Origin of the sequence: Campylobacter sp. RM9333 (genome assembly GCF_020137705.1) — a bacterium.
Classification (GTDB): domain Bacteria; phylum Campylobacterota; class Campylobacteria; order Campylobacterales; family Campylobacteraceae; genus Campylobacter_E.
The window spans coordinates 1-23138 of record NZ_JACGAY010000010.1 but is presented as its reverse complement, the minus strand read 5'-3'; the positions used below and the strand labels follow the sequence as shown (position 1 = coordinate 23138).

General features: G+C 28.6%; 23 protein-coding genes. 6 read left to right on the top strand and 17 right to left on the bottom strand.

Annotated elements, in window-relative coordinates; genetic code table 11:
• Nucleotides 1-14: 14 nt before the first annotated feature.
• The gene (locus tag AVBRAN9333_RS05015; RefSeq protein ID WP_214117243.1) at nt 15-608 is read right to left on the bottom strand and encodes a TetR/AcrR family transcriptional regulator; all 594 of its coding nucleotides are present in this window, start codon (nt 606-608) and stop codon (nt 15-17) included.
• Nucleotides 587-1924 (bottom strand): cytochrome c oxidase accessory protein CcoG, encoded by a 1338-nt coding sequence (ccoG, locus tag AVBRAN9333_RS05010; RefSeq protein ID WP_336609536.1) that lies wholly within the window; start codon nt 1922-1924, stop codon nt 587-589. The genes AVBRAN9333_RS05015 and ccoG overlap by 22 nt, the downstream gene beginning before the upstream one ends.
• Before the next feature lie 150 nt (nt 1925-2074).
• Here ccoG and rpsU point away from each other — a divergent pair, with 150 nt between their 5' ends.
• The 4 genes from rpsU to AVBRAN9333_RS04990 are packed head-to-tail and all read left to right on the top strand — an operon-like array spanning nt 2075 to nt 3786.
• Nucleotides 2075-2287 (top strand): 30S ribosomal protein S21, encoded by a 213-nt coding sequence (rpsU, locus tag AVBRAN9333_RS05005; protein WP_214117291.1) that lies wholly within the window; start codon nt 2075-2077, stop codon nt 2285-2287.
• Between the two features lie 34 nt (nt 2288-2321).
• Nucleotides 2322-2738 (top strand): helix-turn-helix domain-containing protein, encoded by a 417-nt coding sequence (locus tag AVBRAN9333_RS05000; RefSeq protein ID WP_214117248.1) that lies wholly within the window; start codon nt 2322-2324, stop codon nt 2736-2738.
• An 8-nt stretch (nt 2739-2746) separates the two neighbouring features.
• Nucleotides 2747-3310, top strand: a complete 564-nt coding sequence (locus AVBRAN9333_RS04995; protein ID WP_214117251.1) for a UPF0323 family lipoprotein — start codon at nt 2747-2749, stop codon at nt 3308-3310.
• Nucleotides 3310-3786: a methylated-DNA--[protein]-cysteine S-methyltransferase gene (locus AVBRAN9333_RS04990; RefSeq protein WP_214117253.1), complete on the top strand. Its 477-nt coding sequence runs from the start codon at nt 3310-3312 to the stop codon at nt 3784-3786. Before AVBRAN9333_RS04995 ends, AVBRAN9333_RS04990 begins: the two co-directional genes overlap by 1 nt.
• Nucleotides 3787-3869: 83 nt before the next feature.
• Here the strand turns inward: AVBRAN9333_RS04990 and AVBRAN9333_RS04985 are convergent, their stop codons facing one another.
• From AVBRAN9333_RS04985 to aroQ, 15 genes are all read right to left on the bottom strand, one after another.
• Nucleotides 3870-5000: a PrpF domain-containing protein gene (locus AVBRAN9333_RS04985; RefSeq protein WP_214142578.1), complete on the bottom strand. Its 1131-nt coding sequence runs from the start codon at nt 4998-5000 to the stop codon at nt 3870-3872.
• 11 nt (nt 5001-5011) lie between these two features.
• Nucleotides 5012-6088 (bottom strand): PrpF domain-containing protein, encoded by a 1077-nt coding sequence (locus AVBRAN9333_RS04980; protein WP_336609535.1) that lies wholly within the window; start codon nt 6086-6088, stop codon nt 5012-5014.
• A gap of 2 nt (nt 6089-6090) precedes the next feature.
• Nucleotides 6091-6948, bottom strand: a complete 858-nt coding sequence (locus AVBRAN9333_RS04975) for an isocitrate lyase/PEP mutase family protein (RefSeq protein ID WP_214119946.1) — start codon at nt 6946-6948, stop codon at nt 6091-6093.
• Between the two features lie 108 nt (nt 6949-7056).
• The gene (brnQ, locus tag AVBRAN9333_RS04970; protein WP_336607860.1) at nt 7057-8391 is read right to left on the bottom strand and encodes a branched-chain amino acid transport system II carrier protein; all 1335 of its coding nucleotides are present in this window, start codon (nt 8389-8391) and stop codon (nt 7057-7059) included.
• A gap of 18 nt (nt 8392-8409) precedes the next feature.
• Complete coding sequence (locus AVBRAN9333_RS04965) at nt 8410-10713, bottom strand: DNA translocase FtsK (RefSeq protein ID WP_336609534.1); 2304 nt, start codon at nt 10711-10713, stop codon at nt 8410-8412.
• A gap of 1 nt (nt 10714) precedes the next feature.
• Complete coding sequence (locus tag AVBRAN9333_RS04960; RefSeq protein ID WP_336609533.1) at nt 10715-13003, bottom strand: flagellin N-terminal helical domain-containing protein; 2289 nt, start codon at nt 13001-13003, stop codon at nt 10715-10717.
• Nucleotides 13004-13047: 44 nt separating this feature from the next.
• Nucleotides 13048-13575, bottom strand: coding sequence for a TIGR00730 family Rossman fold protein (locus tag AVBRAN9333_RS04955; RefSeq protein ID WP_214117266.1), 528 nt, complete (start codon nt 13573-13575; stop codon nt 13048-13050).
• The gene (gene fliY, locus AVBRAN9333_RS04950; protein WP_214117267.1) at nt 13572-14387 is read right to left on the bottom strand and encodes a flagellar motor switch protein FliY; all 816 of its coding nucleotides are present in this window, start codon (nt 14385-14387) and stop codon (nt 13572-13574) included. Before fliY ends, AVBRAN9333_RS04955 begins: the two co-directional genes overlap by 4 nt.
• The gene (fliM, locus tag AVBRAN9333_RS04945) at nt 14380-15480 is read right to left on the bottom strand and encodes a flagellar motor switch protein FliM (RefSeq protein WP_214117268.1); all 1101 of its coding nucleotides are present in this window, start codon (nt 15478-15480) and stop codon (nt 14380-14382) included. Before fliM ends, fliY begins: the two co-directional genes overlap by 8 nt.
• Nucleotides 15473-16168: an RNA polymerase sigma factor FliA gene (locus tag AVBRAN9333_RS04940; RefSeq protein ID WP_250325125.1), complete on the bottom strand. Its 696-nt coding sequence runs from the start codon at nt 16166-16168 to the stop codon at nt 15473-15475. Before AVBRAN9333_RS04940 ends, fliM begins: the two co-directional genes overlap by 8 nt.
• Nucleotides 16152-16505, bottom strand: coding sequence for a hypothetical protein (locus tag AVBRAN9333_RS04935; RefSeq protein WP_214149799.1), 354 nt, complete (start codon nt 16503-16505; stop codon nt 16152-16154). The genes AVBRAN9333_RS04940 and AVBRAN9333_RS04935 overlap by 17 nt, the downstream gene beginning before the upstream one ends.
• A 5-nt stretch (nt 16506-16510) precedes the next feature.
• Complete coding sequence (locus tag AVBRAN9333_RS04930) at nt 16511-17377, bottom strand: P-loop NTPase (protein WP_214117271.1); 867 nt, start codon at nt 17375-17377, stop codon at nt 16511-16513.
• A 3-nt stretch (nt 17378-17380) separates the two neighbouring features.
• Nucleotides 17381-18649: a flagellar biosynthesis protein FlhF gene (gene flhF / locus AVBRAN9333_RS04925; protein ID WP_214117273.1), complete on the bottom strand. Its 1269-nt coding sequence runs from the start codon at nt 18647-18649 to the stop codon at nt 17381-17383.
• Between the two features lie 9 nt (nt 18650-18658).
• Nucleotides 18659-19138, bottom strand: coding sequence for a 2-amino-4-hydroxy-6-hydroxymethyldihydropteridine diphosphokinase (gene folK / locus AVBRAN9333_RS04920; RefSeq protein ID WP_336609532.1), 480 nt, complete (start codon nt 19136-19138; stop codon nt 18659-18661).
• Nucleotides 19138-19623, bottom strand: a complete 486-nt coding sequence (aroQ, locus tag AVBRAN9333_RS04915) for a type II 3-dehydroquinate dehydratase (RefSeq protein WP_214117276.1) — start codon at nt 19621-19623, stop codon at nt 19138-19140. The genes folK and aroQ overlap by 1 nt, the downstream gene beginning before the upstream one ends.
• 193 nt (nt 19624-19816) lie before the next feature.
• Here aroQ and flgK point away from each other — a divergent pair, with 193 nt between their 5' ends.
• Nucleotides 19817-21667, top strand: a complete 1851-nt coding sequence (gene flgK / locus AVBRAN9333_RS04910) for a flagellar hook-associated protein FlgK (RefSeq protein ID WP_336609531.1) — start codon at nt 19817-19819, stop codon at nt 21665-21667.
• A gap of 34 nt (nt 21668-21701) precedes the next feature.
• Entirely contained in the window at nt 21702-23108 is a 1407-nt protein-coding gene (der, locus tag AVBRAN9333_RS04905) for a ribosome biogenesis GTPase Der (RefSeq protein WP_214149802.1), read from the top strand.
• Nucleotides 23109-23138 lie beyond the last annotated feature (30 nt).

Here is a 23138-nt window from a genome sequence, read left to right as displayed (position 1 = left end):
TTAAGTTAATGAAATTAACGCAAAGCCCTTAAAAATAAGATATTTACATTTTTTACATGCTCACTTAATTCATCTTTTGTAAAGATTTCTTTAGAGTTAAAAATCAAATCAAAAATCTTATTACTTCTAATCATAGAGCAATATAAATTAGCTAAATTATAAGCACTTATTTCATTTAGAATTTCTTTTTTGATTTTTTTCTCAAATACTTCACATAAAAATCTAATTATTACATCTTTATCTGCTTTTGCACATTCTTGTTTAAAATTAATATCTTGATAAGTTCTCTCAAGAACTAATCTTAAAAATTTTGCATTATCTTCGCCTATAAAAAAATTACAATATTCATTACCAAATACATTTAAAAAATCTGGTAAATCCAAGTTGGCTTTTGAAGAAATCATAATTTTTAAATTCTCTAACCTAGTTTCTGCCCTAAATTTTAAAGCCTTTAAAAATAAATTATTTTTATTTTCAAATTTTTTATATATCGTCGCAAGAGAACCGCCAGTTACTTTAACAATATCGTTTAAACTTGTATTTTCATAGCCCTTTTCTAAAAATAGTTCAAGGGCTACTTTTAAAATTATTTCTTCTTTTCCTTCCATTTTTTCTCCTTAGGATATATAAATATTGTATCCTTTATGGTAAATATTTTATCATCATCTAAGGCATAAGCTCTTATATTAATATGCTTATGATGTTTTTTAACTTTCTTAAGCTCGCTTCTTAAAATAACAATTTGTTTTAATTTCTCACCAGCTTTAACTCTAAAATCTTTTTTAGGTTTTAAAATACTAATATCATCATCTAATATTTCTAAATAAAATCTATGGTCTTGCTTGCTAGTATTGTGAAATAATATAACATAGGCATTATCAACATAATTTTCATCTTTATTTATTGTATATAATTCAGTAGTTCTATTTATATTCATAAGCATAGTTTCTTTACTACCAGCCGTTAAAACTAACCCAATAAACATAGCACACAATACAACTATATAAACAATAGTTCTAAATCTAAAGAATTTAAGTTTTTCTTTAGTTTTTATTTCTTTTGTGCTAGACCAAGATATTAATGATGGTCTATTAAATCTTGCTTGAACATTTGAACAAGCATCAGCACATTCAAGACAATTTATACAATCAAGTTGCATTCCTTTTCTAATATCTATATGAGTTGGGCATATTTTTACACAGGCTTCACAAGCTATACATTCTCCACCTATTGGTTTTTTTGTAATTTTTTCTCCATCTTTATAAATAATTCCGCCACGACTTTCATCATATATAACACTTTTTGTGTCGTTGTCAAACATAACGCTTTGAATTCTTGCATAAGGACAAATATAAGCACAAAAATTCTCTTTAATAAAAGTAATATCAAATGTTATAAATAAAGATAAACATAAAACAATTCCAAATAAAAGTAAGTGTTCATTAAAATGGTCAAGATAAGTAAAGAAATCTTCAGGTGGAACAAAATACCATAAAAAATTACTTGCAGCAATTAAGCTAATTGGGTAAAACACAATAACACTTGCAATTCTTGCAAATATTTTATTTCTTGGTTTATTTTGTTTATTTTTTCTGCCACTATAAATTCTAAATAATTTAGTTTGTATTAAATCTCTAAAAATTATTCTAAATATAGTTTGAGGACAGCCCCAAGCACACCAAACTCTACCAAGTAAATTTGTAATAAAAAAAATAAATACAAACATCATAATTAATAAAAATGGCATTAAATACAACTCGTTTGTATTAAAAGATATGAAAAATAAATCTAATTTTTGTTTATCAAAACTAAGCAAAAATAAATGATTACCATTTATTCTAATAAATGGAATAATAAAAATAATACAGGTAAGTAAAACATAAAATGTAGTCCGCTTTTTAAAATAATTTGTAATATTTCCCATTACGCTCTCCTTAATTTTAACTTAATTTGTAATTTTAAGATAATTTTAGTCTTTAAAAATTAAGAATAGTAAATTAAAAAATATTTTGTTTATTAACAATTTTTTTATAAATTAGCACTTTTAATTTTACAACGAAAGGAAGTGATTGCCGTGCCAGGGATTAAAGTTCATAATAACGAATCTTTTGACGAGGCTTATCGCAAATTCAAAAAGCAAACTGATCGTAACCTAATCGTAACAGAAGTTAGAGCAAGACGCTTTTTTGAACCTATGACTGAAATTCGCAAAAAACAAAAAATTTCAGCTAGAAAAAAAATGCTAAAACGCCTATATATGTTAAGACATTACGAAGCAAAGCTTTAATAAAAAGGGGTTATCCCCTTTTTAAAGGTTAGAAATGAAACTCTTAGTAAAAGACGCCGCAAAATACTTAAATATCAGCAAAGAAGCTATTTATAATAGAATTAGAAGAGGCACTTTAAAATCAATAAAAGAAGATAATAAAACCTATGTTTTAATAGAACCAGAACAAAATAGTTTAGCTATTAAAGATGAGCTATTAGAACAAATAAAAATCTTAAAACTAAGCAACGAAGAATTAAAAAAAGAAAACGAAGAATTAAAAAATAAAATAAATCTACCAGTAATTATAAAAGCAAAATGGATTTTAATAGATGAATATTTATTAAGATTTAAGAAAAAAAAGCGTGAAAAAATAAAAAAATATCTAATATCAAGGCTTTTTAAAAGTAAAAAAATAAAACTAGAAAACAATCAAGTATTTATAAGAAACAAAAAATTATCAAAGATTTAGGAGGAAAAATGTTTAAGAATTTAAATAACTTAACTTACAAAGCGTCTTTAACTGCAATTGTAGCTGGTTCATTATTAAGTGCTTGTGGTGGTGAAGAGCAACAACAAGCTAAAGGCTCATTTTTAATAATAGAAGAATATGCTCCTAAACAATACAGAATTAAAGATGAATTTCCAAGCGATGAAACAAGAGTAGTTCTAAAAGAATTAAATGGAAATGAAAGAGTATTAAGCAAGGCTGAGATGGATGAGCTAATAAAAGCTGAAAATGCAAAAATAGAAGCAAATCAAAGCTCATTAACAAATGAAAGTATTGGTTCAAATCATTCATTAGGCGAAGTTTTGCTAAGCTCTGTAGCAGGTGCAATCATTGGCTCTTGGATAGGCAATAAGTTATTTAATAATTCACATTTTAATGCAAACAAAGCTACGCATTATCAAAACCCAAGCACATATCAAAGAAGTGTAAATAGCTTTAAAAGCACACCTAGTGCAGGAGCTTCAAAAAGTAGTGGATTTTTTAAAAGCCAAAGCACAAGTGGTGCTAGTAGTTCTGGTAGTTTTGGCTCTTAATGTATATTGAAATTATAAAATTTAAAAACTTTATAGTTTTAATAAAAGCTAATGATGAGTATTTGATTTCAGTTGATATTACAAATCTTGCTACTTTAAAAGAAAAACCAAATCAAATAACTTCATTAGTAAAATCTGAACTTTTAAAGTATTTTAAGGGAGAAGATTTTGATTTTACAAATATAAAACTTAATCTTGATAAATTTTCTACTTTTACAAAAGAAGTTTTAAATGAACTTAAAAATATACCTTATGCAAACACTATAACTTATAAAGAATTAGCATATAGAATAAATTCTAAAGCCTATCGTGCAGTAGGAACTGCATTATCAAAAAACCCTTATTTAATAATACTACCTTGCCATAGAGTAATTCGCTCTGATGAAAGTCTAGGAAGATTTACTTGTGAAGTGTCTAATATGAAAGAGTTTTTAAATAAACACGAAAAAAATAATATCAAACCAAATAATTTTTAAAGTATTTTATAAGCCATTATTAATTTATAAAATACTTAATCCTAATTTAAATTCCAAAAAGGAATTTAAATTAGAAATTTAACTTAATAATCTTTTCTAGTAAATACATAGCCTTGCATTAAGCATCTTGCAGTCCTAATCACACTCACACTATCATTATCAATAAATCCCGTAATTGTCCCACTTGGATGAGCTATTACTAATTCATTAGAAAAGCTACTTAAATGCTCATTAATTAATGTGCCTTGTGTCTTTGCTGCCATTGAAATACATACCGTTCCTGTAACTGCAATTGATGGGTGTGGGCGTTGCATACTCATCATTCTAACGCATACATTTATATCATTTTTTGATATTTTAGCACCACTTGTGCTAGTGTAATCTTGCACGAAATCAACCAAACAAGCTTTAGGCACTGATGGATTTTTTGCTGTTGCTTCTTCTTTTTTTGCTAAGCCAATTAGCTCACTTGCTATACTTCTTACTTCTTCAATTTTATCAAGCTCGTTTTGAGAAATTTCATCATACATATTGCCACTTAATAAATCTTTAGCTCTCATAAACACAAGCGCTGCTCCAGCATCTACTATACTAATTTCAATATTGCCAAAACTTGTATTTACAACTTGTTTTGCAGAATTTGTAGGCAATAATCCTTTATTCATAGAGCCTTCAGGATTAATAAAACCTAATTTAATTTCACTAGCTGTATTTGGCACTCCTGCTATTTTAGTATCTCCTGCTGGTTCAAAACTCTTTAAATCATCGCTTAATTTAAATCTAGCTTTTAAATATTTATTTGTATTAGTATTTAAAATCCTAACGCAAATTATTTTATTTTCTAAATCACACTCATCTTTTATAATGATTTTTTCATACATTTTAGAATCATTTAAATCAATCAAACCCAAATCATAAGCAAAAGCACCAACGCATGAGCTAATATTTCCACAATTACTATTAAAATCAACCATTTCTTTATCAATATTTACTTGAGCGAAAGTATAAGTTAATTCATTATTTTTAATATCAACTATAGCTACTTTTGAAGTTACTGACGCAGCACCACCAATTCCATCAATTTGCTTTGTAGCAGTTCCCATAACATCAGCTAAAAACTCACCCCATTTAACTCTTGCTGGCATATCTTTTTCATAAAAACAAGCAGCTTTAGATGTGCCACCTCTATAAATACTACATTTAAATTTCTTCATATTTTCTCCTTTTAATTAATGTAAATAAATCCGTCCATTATTCTTCTTGCACTTCTTTTAAGTCCAACACCTATGATTTTACCACTTTCTATCTCTACGCTAACATCTACTACGCCTAAAAAATGTTTAATTTTTACATCTTGAATACCATTTTGTATCATAGTTAAACCACTAAGCTCATTTGCTAAAGTGCCATTTTCTAATGCTGCAACGGCTAAATTATATAATCCACTAGCAGGAGAGCTTTTGTGAAGATTTCTAAGGCTTAAAACCCTAATTCCTATATCAAATTCACTTTTATCATCAGATTTAAAAAGTGCTGCTATTTTTGGTATAGCTTGATTGTTTTCTAAATCATTTTCATCTTTAGCAAAACCTAATTTAATAGCATAAAAATCTCTTAATTTGTTTAAATCTTCAATAGCTTTTAAAGCACTAAAATCATTATAATTTAAATTAAAATCTAAATCAAATTCCCTTGCATCAACATATAAAAATGGATTTATTAAATCAAGTAAAGTAGCTCTATAACCATTAAAATTGCTAATTTTTCCTAATGGATATTTAAGTCCTGTTTGTTCAGCCCCTGCATTTTTAATAAAAACATCAGCCAGCTCACAACCACCAAAAACTCCTTGCATAATACTAGAACCTTTTTCTACAAATTCTCCATCTTTAGTCTTAGCTTTAAATTCAATAATTTTTTGAATATTTGTATTGTAAATTCTAACACATACATTGCTTGCAAACCTATCAAAACTAAATAACTTTTCATTAATAGCATAAGCTCCAACAGCAGCTATTAAATTCCCGCAAGTGCCTTTATTATCTATACTATCTTTCATAACCCCAGCTTGAAAGAATTCCCACTCAATATCATAATTTTTATTATTTACACTTTTTACAACGCATATTTTATTGGTTGATGATATAGAACCACCTAGCCCATCAATAGCGTTTTGGTTATGACAATCAATAGATTTTTTAAATATATCAGCCCAAGTGCTTTTATCTTTAGGCAAGTCATTTGCGTTAAATATTAGCCCCCTACTCGTGCCACCCCTATAAACACTGCATTTAATTTTCATAATTATCCTTTAAATTTATTTTCTATATCCATCCACTTATCAAATTCACATATTCTATTTCTTTCTTTCATAGAAATCATTAAATGTTCTGCATTATCTGTTCTGCCTGTAGTTTTTAAATGATTTAATAAATCATTCATACCTTTAATAGCAGCTTTTAAAGTAGCATTTGCATAAAGAACTATATTAAAGCCCATTTTTTGTAATTCATCATTGCTCAATATCGGAGTTTTGCCACCTTCTACCATATTTGCAATATGATAAGCTTTTACTAATTTAGGAAGACTTGCCATTTGTTCTATGCTAGTAGGAGCTTCTATAAATAATATATCAGCTCCACTTTCTAAATACGCATTAGCTCTATTAATAGCATCATCAAAACCATTAACAGCAATTGCGTCTGTTCTTGCAATTATTAAAGTATCATATTCTAAAGCGTCTTTACAAGCTTTGATTTTCGCACACATTTCATCTTGAGATATTAATTTTTTCCCATCAAAATGCCCGCACCTTTTTGGTAGTTGCTGGTCTTCTATTTGAATTGCTGCTATTTTGTTTTTGCTAAATTCTTTTGCTGTTCTATAAACATTTAAAGCATTGCCGTAGCCATTATCTATATCTGCTATTACGGGAAGATTTGTAGCATCGTTTATTCTCTTTGTATTTTCTAACATTTCATTCATACTAACAAGTCCTATATCGGGAAAACCAAACTGCATATTTGCCATACCTGCTCCTGTAGCATAAACAACTTTAAAACCTGCTAATTCAATAAGTCTTGCATATAAAGCACAAGAAGCTCCTGGTGCTACTAGAATTTCTTGTGAATTAAGTGCTTCTTTTAAAATTTTTGCTTTCATTAGCACTCCTTTTAAAAAATGCTTAATCTTAACACAAAATTTTAATTTTTGATATTAATTGTTAATTAATAAGAAATAAGTGTGTAGAATTGTAACAAGATGATTTAATTAAAAATCATCTTTTTTACTAAAGGCATTAATAATATATCCTAATATAAACATAACAATCACAGGTATAACCCAGCCAAGCATAGATGAGTAAAATGGCAACATTTCTAAATATTTAGCTATACCTAAATAAGATAATATTTTTTCATCGTTTATGCTTAAAATTGAGCTATCAATTGCGTTTAAAATTCCTATAAAAGCCGCAGTATAAACGCTAAATCTATAAATGATTTTGCTCTCATTTATTAAATTATTTATTAAAGATAAAATTATTAAAACTATAGCTATTGGATAAATCGCTATTAATATAGGAACGCTTACTTTTAAAATCTGCGTTAAACCTTGAATTGATAAAACAAAACTAGCAACTACCCAAATAATAACCCAAGTTTTATAAGAAATCTTAGTAACACTACTAAAATAGCTAGCACTTGAGCCAATCAAACCAATCGTAGTAGTAAGACAAGCAAGTAAGGCAGTAAATCCTAAAATAAATCTACCAAAACTACCAAATAAATCATCACTAATTAATGATAATAAAATAGCCCCATTACTAGCGTCTTTAAAGGTATTACCATAAACATAGCCTAAATACCCTAAAGCAAAATAAACTATCATTAAAATAATTCCAGAAAATAATCCTGCTTTTATAGTAAGTAATGATAATTGATGTTTATTAGTAACTCCTAATGATTTTAAAGCTCCAACAACGCTAATCCCAAATACTAAAGCAGCAAGCGCATCCATAGTCTGATAGCCTTCTACAAATGCTGTTGCTACTGGGTGGGTAGTGTAATTTTGATTAGGAATGCTAACATTTACTTCTGAATAAATTAAAGTGCATATAAAAAATACTGCTATTAAAATAAGTAAAATCGGTGTTAAATACTTGCCTAATGTATCTAACATAGTGCTAGGATTTAAGCATATATAATAATTAAGTGCAAAATATATAAAACTATAAAAAGCTAAATAATATACATTATATTCATTATCAACAAAAGGTAAAATCATTATTTCATAAGGCATAGTGCTAGCTCTTGGAATTGCTACTAAAGGCCCTATGGTAATATAAATAACTGCTACAAAAATTACTGCAAATGTTACATTTACTCTACTTGCTAATTCTTTTAATGTTCCTGCTTTAGCAACTGCAGCAACGCCTAAAACAGGTAAAGCAACACCTGTTACACAAAAAAACAAAATCGCTAAATAAAAATTACTCCCCGCATCCATTCCTAGTTTTGGTGGCAAAATAAAATTCCCCGCACCAAAAAACATAGCAAATAGCATTAATGCAACTACATAAAATTCTTTTTTTCCTATTTTTGTCATATTTCTCCTTAGATTTTTTTACAAAAGACTTCTTACGCCTTTTGCGTTAGGTTCGCTCAAAATTCCTTGCTTTTCGCACTGCTCTACAATATTAGCAGCTCTATTATAACCTATATTTAATTGGCGTTGAATATAAGAAATACTAGTTTTTCCGCTCTCTTGCATAATTCTTACAGCTTCACTGAATAATTCATCTACACTATCATCATTATTTTTAACATAGGTTTGAGTAAAGCTTGAATCTTGTAAAATACTCTCATCATAATTTGATTTTTCTTGTTTTTTTAGGTGCTCTACTACTCTAATTATCTCTTCTTCACTTGCAAATGGAGCGTGCAATCTTACTATCTGACTTGTTCCTGGTGGAGTAAATAAACTATCTCCACGACCAAGCAAACTCTCAGCTCCTTTAGAATCTAGTATAACCTTACTATCAACTCCAGTTCCAACTTTATAGCTTAATCTACTAGGTAAATTTGCCTTAATAAGACCTGTTATTACATCTACACTTGGGCGTTGTGTAGCTACTATTAGATGAATTCCTGCTGCTCTTGCCATTTGAGCTAATCTTGCTATATAAGTTTCTACTTCTTTTCCACTAGTCATTATTAAATCAGCCAATTCATCAATAATAATTACAATATAAGCAAAAGGCTCAAGTCCTAATTTAGGTGCTTTTTCATTAAAACTTTCAATATTTTTAGTATAAACGCTAGCCATTAATTCATATCGTCTTTCCATCTCTAAAACCATATTTTTTAAAGCTAAAGTTGCTTTTTCTGCTCTTGTAATTACAGGAGTTAATAAGTGCGGAATATCATTATACATTGAAAATTCAAGCATTTTAGGGTCAATCATCAATAACCTTAAAGTCCTTGGGCTATTTTTATATAAAAGACTTAAAATCATAGCATTAATACCTACACTCTTACCACTTCCTGTAGTTCCTGCTATTAATAAATGCGGTAAGCGTTTTAAATCAGTTACAAAAGTATTTCCTACTATATCCTTACCTAAGGCTATTGTTAATTTGCTTTTAGATTTTGAAAATAATTCATCTTCAAAAATAGTTCTAATGTTAATTGTTTGAGAAGTTTTATTTGGAATTTCAATCCCTACCACATCTTTTCCTGGAATTGGTGCTTGAATTCTAATACTTGTAGCCTTAAGTGCCATAGCTAAATCATCAGCTAAGCCTGAAATTTTGCTAAGCTTTACATCAGCAGCAGGTCTAAACTCAAATGTAGTAACCACAGGACCCCAATAGGTTTTAACCACATCTCCATCAATCTTAAAATGCTTTAATTTTGCTAAAAGCTCGTTTATTTTCTCATCAAGCTCATCTTCATTAATTATTATTTCTGTAGTTACGGCTTTATCTAATAATTCCACACTAGGTAGTTCAAAATCTCTTGGTATTTCAATCGCTCCTAATTCAATATCTTTTAAAATTGCTTTATTTTCTTCAAGCTCATTTAAAATCTCTACTTTTTTGCCTTTTTTAGGGACAAAACTTTGAGAATCTTGCTCATCTACTATCAAAATATCTTGAAAATCATTAGAATTTAAAACAGGAATTTCATTTTGTATTTCTTCGGTTTGCTCTACTGATTTTTCTTCTTTTATTTCGTTTTTAACTATTTTAAAATCATCTTTATTAATGCTATCTTTGTTTATTTTCTGCATTAAAGGCTCTAAGATTATTTTTGGCTCACTAATTATTTTGCCTTGTTCGTTTGTAAAATTAATTTTAGTCTTTTCATCTTCTTTAGGAGTTTTTATTTCATATGATTTTACAAATCTAATATTGCCTAAATCGCTTAAAATTTCTTCTTTTGGTTTTGATTTGTCTTCTTTAGGAGTTTTTATTTCTTTTATGATTTTTTCTTTTTTAATAGGTTTTTCTTTGCTTTTAAAAAGATTTTTGAACTTATCTTTATCTTGTAATTTTGAATAAATATAAGAATGATTAAAATAAATTAAAACAAATACAAGCAAGATAAAAAATACAATATTTACAAAACCTAAAAAGCTAATAATTCCAAAATCAAAAACACTAGAAAAAGGTAAAGATAATATCAAAATACTACAAATTATATTGGCTAACATTTTTAAAGCATATTTAAAAGATTTATATACAAATAAGTAATTTCCTACAAATGCTAATAAAAAAATATAAGAAAGATTTCCAAAACAAATTCTTAAGCCCTTGCTAAAATAAGCACTTGCTAAAAACAATCCATTAGCTTCGGGCAAAAACAGCCCGAAACTAAAATAAAATAATATAAATGAAACAAATATAAATATAAATTCTTTTTTCATCTTACATATAATTTAATAAGCTTAATTTTGAAACCTGCGCACTAGCTTGTAAAGTAGCTTGTAAGGTAATTGTCGCTTGCATTAGCATTAATTGGCTTTCTACAGGGTCTGAATTAAGAACCTTTGCCTTAACTTGTTCAACATTTACTTTCATTAAATCCGCTCTATCTTGAGAATTTTGAATACTTGTTTGAGTTGCACCTATTTTTGTATGAACTTTATTAATATGATCTTGTAAATGGTCAATCCTTTTTAAAGCTCCTTGAATACCAACACTTTTTAACAATTCAGGATTATTGCTATCTGCTCTATAATTTCCATTTCTAACAGCTTCTATCATCTTATCAAGGTCTTTTATAATATCAACCCTGCCTTCATCAACAATTAAAGTAGAATTTGTATTAAAATTAAACAAATCTCCCTTTTTAGAACCTTCAGCAATTGGCAAACCATTAGCATCATTTCCAAAATCAAATTCATTAGCGTTCATAGTATTAGCATCAAATATAGCTAAATCTATTTTAGTAGTAGTCGCACCTTTGTCTATTAAAGTCATTTGACCTTTTTCGTTAAGACCTACATCAACTGAATTTTTAGAATTAATTAACAGCCTTTCTAATTCTGCTTTATCATCATTATTTAAAATCATAGGAGAATTAGCTTGATTTGGATATTTTTGAACTAATTGATAATCTTTAGTTGGGATATTATCACTAGCAAACATAGAAATAATATCTCCTAATTGCTTATATGTTATATTTTCAGGATTTGTCTTAACACTATCTGAAATATGCTGATTATTATCATAAACCACATTTGTAATAGGTAAAGTTACTTTTTTATCTTGACCATTTTGTTTATAACTAGCCGTTGCAGTGCCTTGAGTAATATTAAAATCTATTGAATAATGCACCTTATTTTTTGAAGTAATTTCTAGTTTTAAAACACTATCAGGTCTTGTAGCATCATTTGGATTTAGCTTTAATGTTCCTTGCGAAGCCTCAACTAATTTAGTCTCATTAGTAGCTACATTATTACTTTTATCTACTTGAGCTATGTTTGAGCTTAAGATATTATCTTTTTTACTAAATAAAGACCTAGAATAATCAATCCCATCACTAGTAAAAGAAGTATCAATATTACCTGTATTTGTAAATTCTAAAACAAAAACATTATTATTATTTCTTAAATCATTTGGATTAGTTACACTTGCTAACTCACTTTTAACAGGAAAAGGAATGATAGGCATTGGTGGTGTATCAGGTATTTTTGGTGGATAAATTTGTCCGAAATCATCAGCCTTAGCAGTAGCTGCAAACATAGAAAAATTAATTCTACTTTCTTGATTTTTTAAATCAGTAATTTCTATTGTTCCATTATTGCTAAGCGTTACATCTACTACCTTATTTTCTTTAGTATTTCCGTATAACTCACCTATTTTACTAAGCATAGCACCAACATCTTCACTAGCACCCATCTTAAACTTAGCTTTAAAACTCTCACCATTTCCCTTAGTCCCACGAACATAAAAATAAGTATCAGGAAATCTTCCTTCATCATTTTTTAAAAAATGATCATTCACATTAAGCTCTTTTCCATTAGCTTGTGGTTTTAAATATTCTTTACCAATTAAGTCTTTAATCTTACTATCTTGAGTAATATAATGCACTTCTTCTGGTTTATTAATATCATATCTTCTATCAACCAAACGAACATTTGTGCTGATTATTTTTTTATAATCATTATCAACACCCTTCATAAGCTCTTGACCTGAAATATTGTAATCATTATACACATTAGACCCTAGTAAAACTTGCATATTCTCATCATTGCCATAATAATTACCTTTTTCATCAAAAGGCTTAGTCCCAACATTAGTTCCACTGAATAAATATTGTCCGTTAATACTTGTATTTGCAATATTTACAATATGATCTCTTATTTTTTGTAAGTCATTTGCTAAAGCGTTTAAAGAAGTATCAGAATGAACTTCGTTTGCACCTTGGATTAATTTGTTTTTAAATTGGTCTAGTGCCTTACTCATTTCATCTACTGCTTTATCAGAGTTTTTTGTAATATTTATAGCTTTACTAGCAGCTTCGCTAATTTGCTGAAATGTAGAAATCTCATAAACAAGTCTTGAACCTTCTGAATAAATTCCAGCGTCATCATAAGATTGATTAATCTTCAAACCACTTGTTAATTGGTTATTTGCGTCATTTATCATATTTTGCTGACGCTGAAAATTGCCTAAATTTTGTGAATAAATATAAGAGCTTGTTATTCTCATTCTTTTTCCTTGTTAATAATCTTTAGGGTATATCGGTAAAAAAATTATTTTATTAAGTCTAAAACTTCACTAGGTGTATTTGCTATGCTAAAAATATTTAAAGAACTCTCATCAATTGCACCGGAATTTAAAAGTGTATTTTTAAAAAAATCAACCAATGGTTTAAAAAATTCTTCGTTATATAAAATGATTTTATAATTTCTTAATTTTGTTTGAGCTAAGGTTAAAACTTCAAATAATTCATCTAAAGTTCCGTATCCACCAGCACAAACTATCATTACATCATTTTGCATTAAGGCTTTTTTTCTTAAAGATAAATCGCTAAATTCAATAGATTTAGTGCAATATTCATTTAATCTTTGTTCCATTGGTAATTTTATATTAATACCAATACTCTCAACCCCGCCAACTAAAAAAGCAGCTTTATTAGCAGCGTGCATAATACCACCGCCACCACCTGTAGTAATGCTATAGCCGTTCTTTGCTAGAACTTCACTTAATTCAAAAGCGTCTTTATAATATTTATTATTTTCATCAAATCTAGCCGAGCCAAAAATTGTAACTGATTTCATCTAAGACTTTCTAACCTTTCTTTTTTATCTCCGATTTTAGTAATTTGCACACCAAAATTTCCATCAACAATAACAACTTCTCCTTCAGCAAAACATTTATCCCCAACTAAGATTTCTAAAGGGTCATTTGCTAATTGGTCAAGCTCAATAACTGAGCCTATATCCATTGTTAAAACATCTTTTAAAAGCATTTTTTTACTACCAATTCTAACTCTAATCGGAAGCTTTACATCCATTATTAAATTAATATTTTTTAACTCACCCAAATCCATTTTAGGCGCACTTACTTCACTTTCTTTTGTAGAATTTGAATTAGGATTTAAAAGCTTATAAGCTTTTTCATTGATAGCAAGACTTATTTGCTCATTTAAATCATTGATATTTACATCATAAAAATAAATTTTATAAAACTTAGATAAATCACACTCATCAGTCAAAAACTCACATTTTTCTAAGCTAAAATTAAACTTAGGTAAATCTTTTTGTGCATTTAATGAAGTTGAAAATGCTGAAAATATATTGCTAATTGCTTCTTTGCTAGCGTCAAGCTCATCTGTGCCTAAATTCTCATTCATTGAGATTTCTTCTTCACCCATCATCCATTCAGAAATCGCACTCATTAAAACAGGACTTGATAAAAATGCAAATTCTTTATCTTCGCTTTTAAAAACTGCTTTTAAAATAGGTGGCTTTAAGGCATTGTTTTTAATATCAAACTCACTATATTCGCTAAATCTAGCACTTTTTCCTGTAAGCCCTTCAATAGTGGCAATACATTCATTTACAAATAAACCTAAAAACTCATCAATCATCTAATTTTTCCTCATCTTCCATTGACAATTCTTCTTGAATTTCTACTACTTTATCAAATTCTGCAGCCTTTGTTTTACGCTCTAGTTCGTAAGCTTCAAGTATGTTTTTAACCTCATCTTTATCAGTTTTAATTAAATCTAAAATCTTAATTGATTTTTGGTATCTATGAATACCAAATTGAGCTAAAAATACATCTTTTCCATCAACGCTCACAATAGCTTTATCATCAGCATTTCTATTTAGCTTAATAATATTTCCATTTTCAAGTCCTAAAAATTCTTCTACACTAATAAAAGCCTTACCTAAAATCACTTCATAGACCATATCAGCACGACCTACTAAGGTTTTGATTTCTTTATTTCTACTTTTTTTAGCACTTGTTTCGCCTAGCATTACATCACGATTTGCTAAACGACCTAAAATTGGTTCTAAATAAATTACAGGATAACAAATATTAATCATACCGCTATTATTACCTATAGTAAGCTCCATAACAACCATTATTACTATTTCGTTTTGGCTTACGATTTGAACAACACTTGGGCTACTTTCTTTAGCTTCTACGCTAGGATACATATCAGTAATTATTGACCAACTTTCTTTAAGCCTACCCATCATAATTCTTAAAATACTATCAAGTAAGTTAATCTCAATATCTGTTAATTCTCTATTTTTTTCACTTCCTTCTCCAGCTCCGCCTAATAATTTATCAATCATAGGAAAGGCAATACTAGGATTTATCTCTAAAACACAAGTTCCATCTAAAGGCTTGATTGAAAAAACATTAAAGCTAGTAGGATTTGGTAAAGACATCAAAAACTCACCATAAGTCATCTGGTCAACTGAATGTAGCTTTATTTCCACCATACTTCTCATCATTTGAGAAATTTGAGTAGCAAGGCTTCTTGCTAATTTATCATGAATTCCTTTTACTGCACGAAGTTGTTCTTTACTAACACGATTTGGACGCTTAAAATCATATATTATGATTTGCCTTTCATCGTTTTCTTTCTTTACTTCAGGGACACTATCGGCTGAATCAACGGAATTTAAAAGTGCGTCTATTTCTTCTTGAGATAAAATATCAGCCATCAATTAGCCTTTTTCTTAATGTATTAATTACCCTACTTTGCAACTGCGATACTCTTGATTCGCTAATTTGCAAAATTTCACTAATTTCTTTTAAACTAAGCTCTTCATAAAAATATAACTGAATAATCAATTGTTCTCTTTCATTTAATTCTTCTAAAACTTCGGTAATTTTTTCTAATAAATTTTCTTTATCAAGTCTTTCATTAGCGTCTTCATCGCTTAATACTTGTAATTGTTCATCTAATGGAACGATATAGCTAATTGATTGTGCTAATCTTGCTTCTTTAATCTTATCTATATCTATACCTAATTCACTTGCTAAATACTCATCACTTGGTTCTTCATCAAAATCATTTATATAATCATTTATTATTTTTTCTATATCTTTTACAATTTTTCTATTGCTTCTGCTTAAAGTATCAAGACTTCTTAAAAAATCAAGCATAGAACCATATACTCTTTTTCTAGCATATCCCCAAAAATTATCATTTTGTAAATCATCATAGCGTCTTGCTAATTTGATTAATTCTTCAGTCCCAACACCTATTAAATCATTAACATCAACACTAGCAGGCAAGCGTTCTTTTAATCTAAATGCCATAGCTCTTAATGCTGGTTGATATTTAACAGCTAATTCATCTTGAGCATTTCTTAAAGCACTTGCATACGCATTAAGCCGCTTTTGCATTATATTTCCTTGCAGGTTTTGTTTGCTTTTTGATAATTTCTAATTCACTTTCTACACTCTGAATAATCTTATCCATTCTATTTTCTCTAATTTCAAGCTCTTTTATAAAATGATTTGTGGTATTTTCATAAGCAAATTTATCAAAATTCCTACTACCTAATTTCTTTGCATCAACAAAATTAAGAACAACAAGGTGAATTAAAATATAAAAAACAAAAGTAGTAAATAAGGTAAAACCTATCATCATAAACGGATCATCAATCTTAAATACAGCACAAATAAAACCTATAAAAAATCCACAAACTGTAACAAAAGCAATATAATTATCCGTTCTCATATACCTTAAATCCTATCAATTAATCTTTTAAAAAAGCTTTTTATATTTCCTGAATCAGAATCTTTAAGCACATTTCGTTCCAATCTTGATAAAAGATTATTAGTAGCTTTTTTTAATTGATTAGTTTCTCTTGATGAACTTTGAGAAAACAAAACTCTACTTTTAATACAATCAATAACATAAGCAGAGCTTTCTAAATATCCTAAATACTTTAATTCAGGATTATTTTTAATATTTGCTGATGCAACTTTTGAAATATTTGTAAATAAATCTAGTGCTTCTTTTTCGCTTTTTACCACATTAAAAAGCATTAAAAAATCATTTCTTACATCAGAAGTAACTTTAATAGTAGCATAAGCATCAGTAATTGCAGCAGGATCAGGTGTAGTTACAACAATAACTTCATCAGCAATTTCTAAAAAATGTAAAGTAGTTCCACCAATACCAGCACCCGTATCAATTATCAAAAAGTCTAAATCTTCTAATAATTCAGCATCTTCTAAAAAAGCATCAAAATAACTTGAATTATTGTATTTTAAAATCTCTCCACCACTATCACCTGGGATTAGTTTTAAATTCGGTTTTACTTGTTTAATAATATCAGCTAGTTTGCATTCTCCTTTTAAAACATGTAATAAATTTTTGCCTATTTTTACATTTAAAATCACATCAAGATTTGCAAGACCAATATCAGCATCAAAAAGACCTACTTTATATCCATCATTTGCAAGTAAATTAGCAATATTAGCACTTATTGTGCTTTTGCCAACCCCACCTTTACCACTTGTAATTGCAATAAATTTTGTATTTTTCTTATTTACTTTATGCTCATTTTTCATAAGCTCATTTAATTTATCAGCTTGTGTTTGCATAATTTATCCTTTAAATCCATCTAAAACGCATTTAATTAAATACTCGCTATTAGCTACTAAAATATCATCAGGAACATTCTGACCTATTGAAAAAAACGAAACAGGTTTTTTAATATTAAAAATTAATGAAAAAATATTACCAAAAGCTCTAGTTTCATCAAATTTTGTAAGTATTAAAGTATCAATATTTAAAGCATTAAAAGCATTAAAAGTCTCTTCCATATCATCATACTTCATACCTGCATTTAATACTAATGCAACTTCAATTTCACTCTCACTAGCCTTTAAATAACTTTCTAATTTTTCAATTTTTGTCTTATCATATTGAGAATTACCAGTTGAATCTATTAAAACCACATCATAACCACTTAAAGTCTCAAGGTTTTTATGTAAATCTTCTTCGGTTGATACAAATGCAATTGGTAATCTCATAGTCCTAGCGTATTCAGCTAATTGCTCTTTAGCACCTAGTCTAAAATTATCAAGTGAAACTATAGCAGTTTTGTATCTTTTGCTTCCGTATGCGTATCTATAAGCTAGCTTAGCTAATGTTGTAGTCTTGCCAACCCCTGTTGGACCAACTAACATAATTATTTTTTGTTTTCTAATAGGTGCATCAACTCTGCAAGGTATCATACTCTTAAGTAAGGTTGTAAAATATCTAGTAATTGCTTCTTTATTACTCAATAAAGCTTTTGGCATATTTTTAAGAGTTGCTCTCATAATTTCATCTAAATGAGTTTGTAACATATCACTTTTTTTTGCTTTATCATAAATTAATGCAAACTCAGGTGGAATTTCAAGATTATTTCTAGCAGGAGCAAGTTCTCCCCATCTCATACTCATTAAATAATCTACTTTGCTATTTAACTCATTTAATAATTGCTTATCATCTTTTGACTTATTGCTAGAATTAGGATTAAACTTTAATCTAGATAATTCTTTTTTAGAATTTAAATCTTGATTAAGTGATTTATTTTCATTTTGATTTTGCTTATTTTCTATAGCTATTTTTCTATCAAAATTATCGCTTTTAAATTCTTTTAAACTATTTTCGTAGTGTAACGCTGCTCTTTTATTTACAATTGGTTGCTTTTTTTCTTTTGTATCATTAATAGCTACAACTACTTCTACCATAGCAGGGCTTGTTGGAGTTCTTCCTTCTACTTGAGTTACAGCAACTATTTCAGCTTCATCTCCATAATAATCTCTAACATAAGCTAAATAATCTTGTCCTTTTTCTACTCTAAAACTATCTTGCCTAATTGCCATATTTTTTCCTTACATTGTTCCTAATACTAAAGTTATACTAATCCTATCTTCTGCACCATAATGTGGTAATACTAATCTCTTATCGCAATATGTTTTTTCACTAAAATAAACAATATCTAAATCAAGAGTTCTAGGTGCATTTTTAAAACTTCTTGTCCTATGAAAAATATTTTCATAGTGTTGTAAAACTTTTAAAAGCTCTCTTGCGTGAAGACTTGTTTTAACAAACATTAAAGCATTTGTAAAATCTTTTTGCTCTTTACACCCAAAAGCTTCATTTATTAATAATGCTGAAGTTTGAATAATCTTAAATCTTCTATCAGATTTTAATTTTTTAAATAATCTTACAAATCTTTCACACTCAGGCTCTATATTACTACCAAGAGAAATTAAAGCTAAATATTTATAAGCTTTATTATCCTTGCTAAAATACGGATAATACTTAATCCTTTTAAAATATCTCGCTTCATTTATCTTGATATTTGGCATTAAGCGTTATTTGCTTTTAGTGCTTCTTCTTGAGCTGCTATAAATGCTCTTTGTTGTTGAACCATTTGAATTGCACTAAGTAATGCTAAATGATAGCTAAATGGTCCAAAACCACTAATAGTTCCAGCACATACAGGACTTAAGAAACTCTTAGCTCTAAATTCTTCTCTAGCATAAATATTGCTAATATGAACTTCAACTACAGGCATTCTAGTAGCTGCTATTGCATCAGCAATCGCAATTGATGTATGAGTATATCCACCAGCATTTATAATAATTGCATCACAAGTTCCTACACACTCTTGAATTTTATCAATTATTTCGCCTTCATAATTGCTTTGATAAAACTCTATATCAACATTGCTTTCTTTAGCAGCTATACTCATTTGTTCATGTATTTGAGCCATAGTCATAGTTCCATAAATTCTAGGGTCTCTTTGACCTAACATATTTAAATTTGGTCCTTGAATTACCATTATTTTCATATTTCTTCCTTTAATAAATATTTTAATGTTGGATTATAAGTTTTTAATTTTAATATAAGTTATTAAAAAATATTTTTTAAATCAATATCCAAAAAAAGAATTTCAAATAAATATAAAGATTAATAAAATTTTTACGATATGGAATATATTTTGCTAACAAGCTTAAATCAAGTTAAAGTTTTAAAGGTTAATTATGAGTATATTTTCAACACTAAATACAGGTGTAAGTGGTCTTGGAGCTGCACAAGTTCAAATATCTACAACAGGACATAACATTACAAATGCAAACAATCCTTATTATACTAGGCAAAGAGTGGTTCAATCAGCAGCAGATGCTTTACATGTGCCAGCTGGTGATATTGGACTTGGAACTAAGGTTGATAAGATTGTAAGAATTCACGATGAGTATGTTTTCACAAAAATGCGTGATAATACAAATAATTTTGAACATACTAAATATCTAAAAACAAAACTTGAAGAAGCAGCACAAAGATTTCCTGATTTAAAAGATGTTGGAATTTTAAATGATTTGCAAGCTTATCAAAAAGCTTGGAATAATTATGCTAGCAACCCTGCTGATGGTGCTACAAAAATAAATCTAGTTCAAGTAGCAACAACCCTTGCAAAAGATATAAAAGCTACTAGAGATGATATGTTTAAAATGCAAAAATCAGTAAATGATGATGTAGTTTTAACTATTGAAGAAATAAATAGAATTGGTAAGGATATTTCTACAATTAATGCTCAAATAGCAGCAAGTGAGAGTGCTGGTGATTCTATGGCAAATGATTTAAGAGATAAAAGAGATGAATTAGAATTAAGACTTTCAAAACTCGTTAAATCATCAGTTTTTAAAGAGAATTTAGAACAAAATGCTTCATTTGATACAAATGTAAAAGATGGGAGCATAGATTATCATTTAAATATTGAAGGTTTTTCTATAGTTGATGGGACAACATTTCATCCATTAAGAATAGATAGTGTTGCTGCAGGAAGCCCTTTTCAAAGGATTTATTATGAGCTTCAAGATGGAACTACTGCTGATTTAACTTCTAAATTAAGTGGGGGACAATTAGGAGCTCAACTTGATTTAAGGGGTCGTGAGTTTAATACCCAAACTAATGGATTTGATGATGGTATTTTGCAAGATTATATAAACAATCTTGATTCTTTTGCAAAAACTATGATTACAGAAACAAACAATATCTACTCAAGAGCAGCTCAAAAACAAATATTATCAAATGAAATGTCTCATCTAAAGAGTGATGATATTATTATGAATGCAGATAATAGATTAAAAACAGGCACATTTGATTTAATCGTATATAACGATAATGGTAAAGAAGTAGCAAGAAAAACAATCACTCTTGATACAAGCACATCAATGACAGGTGGAGTAAGAAGTTCTAGTTTATTAGAAAAAATTAATTCTAATACAGATGATAATAATGATAATAACAATTTAAACGATTTTGATGATTATTTTTTAGCTGATTATTCTTATGATGAAACAAAAGATAGTGGTATTTTTAGTCTTATTCCTAAACTAGATGGATTTAAAGTAGGCGTAGAAGATCATGGCACGAATTTTCCTGGAATTTTTGGTCTTGGGAAATTCTTTGAAGGCACTAATGGTAGCAATATAAATGTAGATACTAGCCTAAGACACGACCCAACTTTACTTAGAGCAAGTAGTTCTGGTGCTGATGGAAATAACGATGTAGCAAATGCAATCAATCAGCTTCAATATAATAAAATTGATTTTTACGATACTAAAGGAGAAAGCACTCAAGCTACTTTTGAAGGATTTTATAGGTCTTTAACAACAGATATAGCAAGTCGTGCAGAAAACAATAATACTTTATACAAAACAAACGAAGCTATCTTGGCTAATGTAACAGCAGAATTTCAATCAGTAAGTGGTGTTGATATGAACGAAGAATTAAGCAATCTTATGAAATATCAAGCAAGTTTTGGTGCAAGTGCTAAAATCATCACAACGGTTGATAAAATGTTAGATACTTTGCTAGGACTTAAACAATAATAGCTAAAATGAGCTTTTTTAATAAAGGATATATATGCAAAAAATAATGTTAATAGGAAAGCCAAATGTTGGCAAAAGCTCACTATTTAATCGCTTGGCAAAAGAACGCTTAGCGATAACTTCTGATATTAGTGGCACTACTAGAGATACTAATAGAAAAATAGTTGATATTAATGGAAAAAAGGCTATTTTAGTAGATAGCGGTGGGCTTGATGATAAAGATGAATTATTTCAAAATGTTAAAAAGAACACCTTAAAAGAAGCAAAAGACGCTGATATAATCGTTTATATGGTAGATTGTAAATTGGGCGCAAATGATGATGATAGGGCTTATTTTTATGATTTATTAAAGCTTAAAAAACCAACAGCTTTAGTAATTAATAAAGTAGATAGTAAAAAAGATGAAGAAAGAAGCTTGGAATTTACTCGTTTTGGATTTAAAAATGTATTTAATATAAGCGTATCTCACGCAACGGGAATTGATGAATTAAATGATTTTTTAAGCTCACATTTGCGTGATACTTTCGTGCCTGATAATTCAGAGCTTAGCTTAGAAGATTTCTTAGATGAAAACATAGCTGGTGAATATGATGAAGAAGGCATTAATGAAGTTAGCGAAATTGATGAAAATCATATAAAAATCTCAATTTTAGGGCGTGTAAATGTAGGCAAAAGCTCACTTTTAAACGCACTTGTAAATGATGAAAGATGTGTTGTAAGTAGCATTGCAGGAACTACGATTGACCCTGTAAATGAAAGTATTGAATATAATGGCAAAACACTTGAATTTGTTGATACCGCAGGAATTAGAAGAAGAAGTAAAATTTTAGGTATAGAAAAATACGCTCTAAATCGCACCGAAAAAATGCTAGAAAACTCTCAAATCGCCTTGCTTGTATTAGACGCTGCTGAAGGATTTAACGAGCTTGATGAAAGAATAGCTGGGCTTTTGGGTAAGAATTATTTAGGCGTGATTATAGTTTTAAATAAATGGGATTTATGTGGTAAGAGTGATAAAGAATTTGATGAAGTTTGCAAACATTTAAGGCTTGATAGATTTAAATTCTTAGCCTATGCACCTATTATTAGCGTTTCAGCACTTAGCAAAAAGCGTATTAAAAATCTTTTAGATTTAATCTTAAAAGTGCATTCAAACTACATTCAAAAAATCCAAACTTCAAAACTAAATCAAATAATAGAAGAAGCTTGTCTAGCTCATCCATTGCCACACGATAAAGGCAAACTTGTTAAGATTTATTACGCTACTCAATATAGCGTTGCACCACCAAAAATAGCACTTGTAATGAATAGACCAAAAGCACTTCATTTTTCTTACAAACGCTATTTACAAAATGTATTAAGAAAGCATTATGATTTAAGTGGAGTCCCACTAATCATAGCAGCTCGTAAAAAAGGCGAAAAAGAATTAATTGAAGAGTAATTAGGAAGTTAATTCCTAATTATTCGCTAA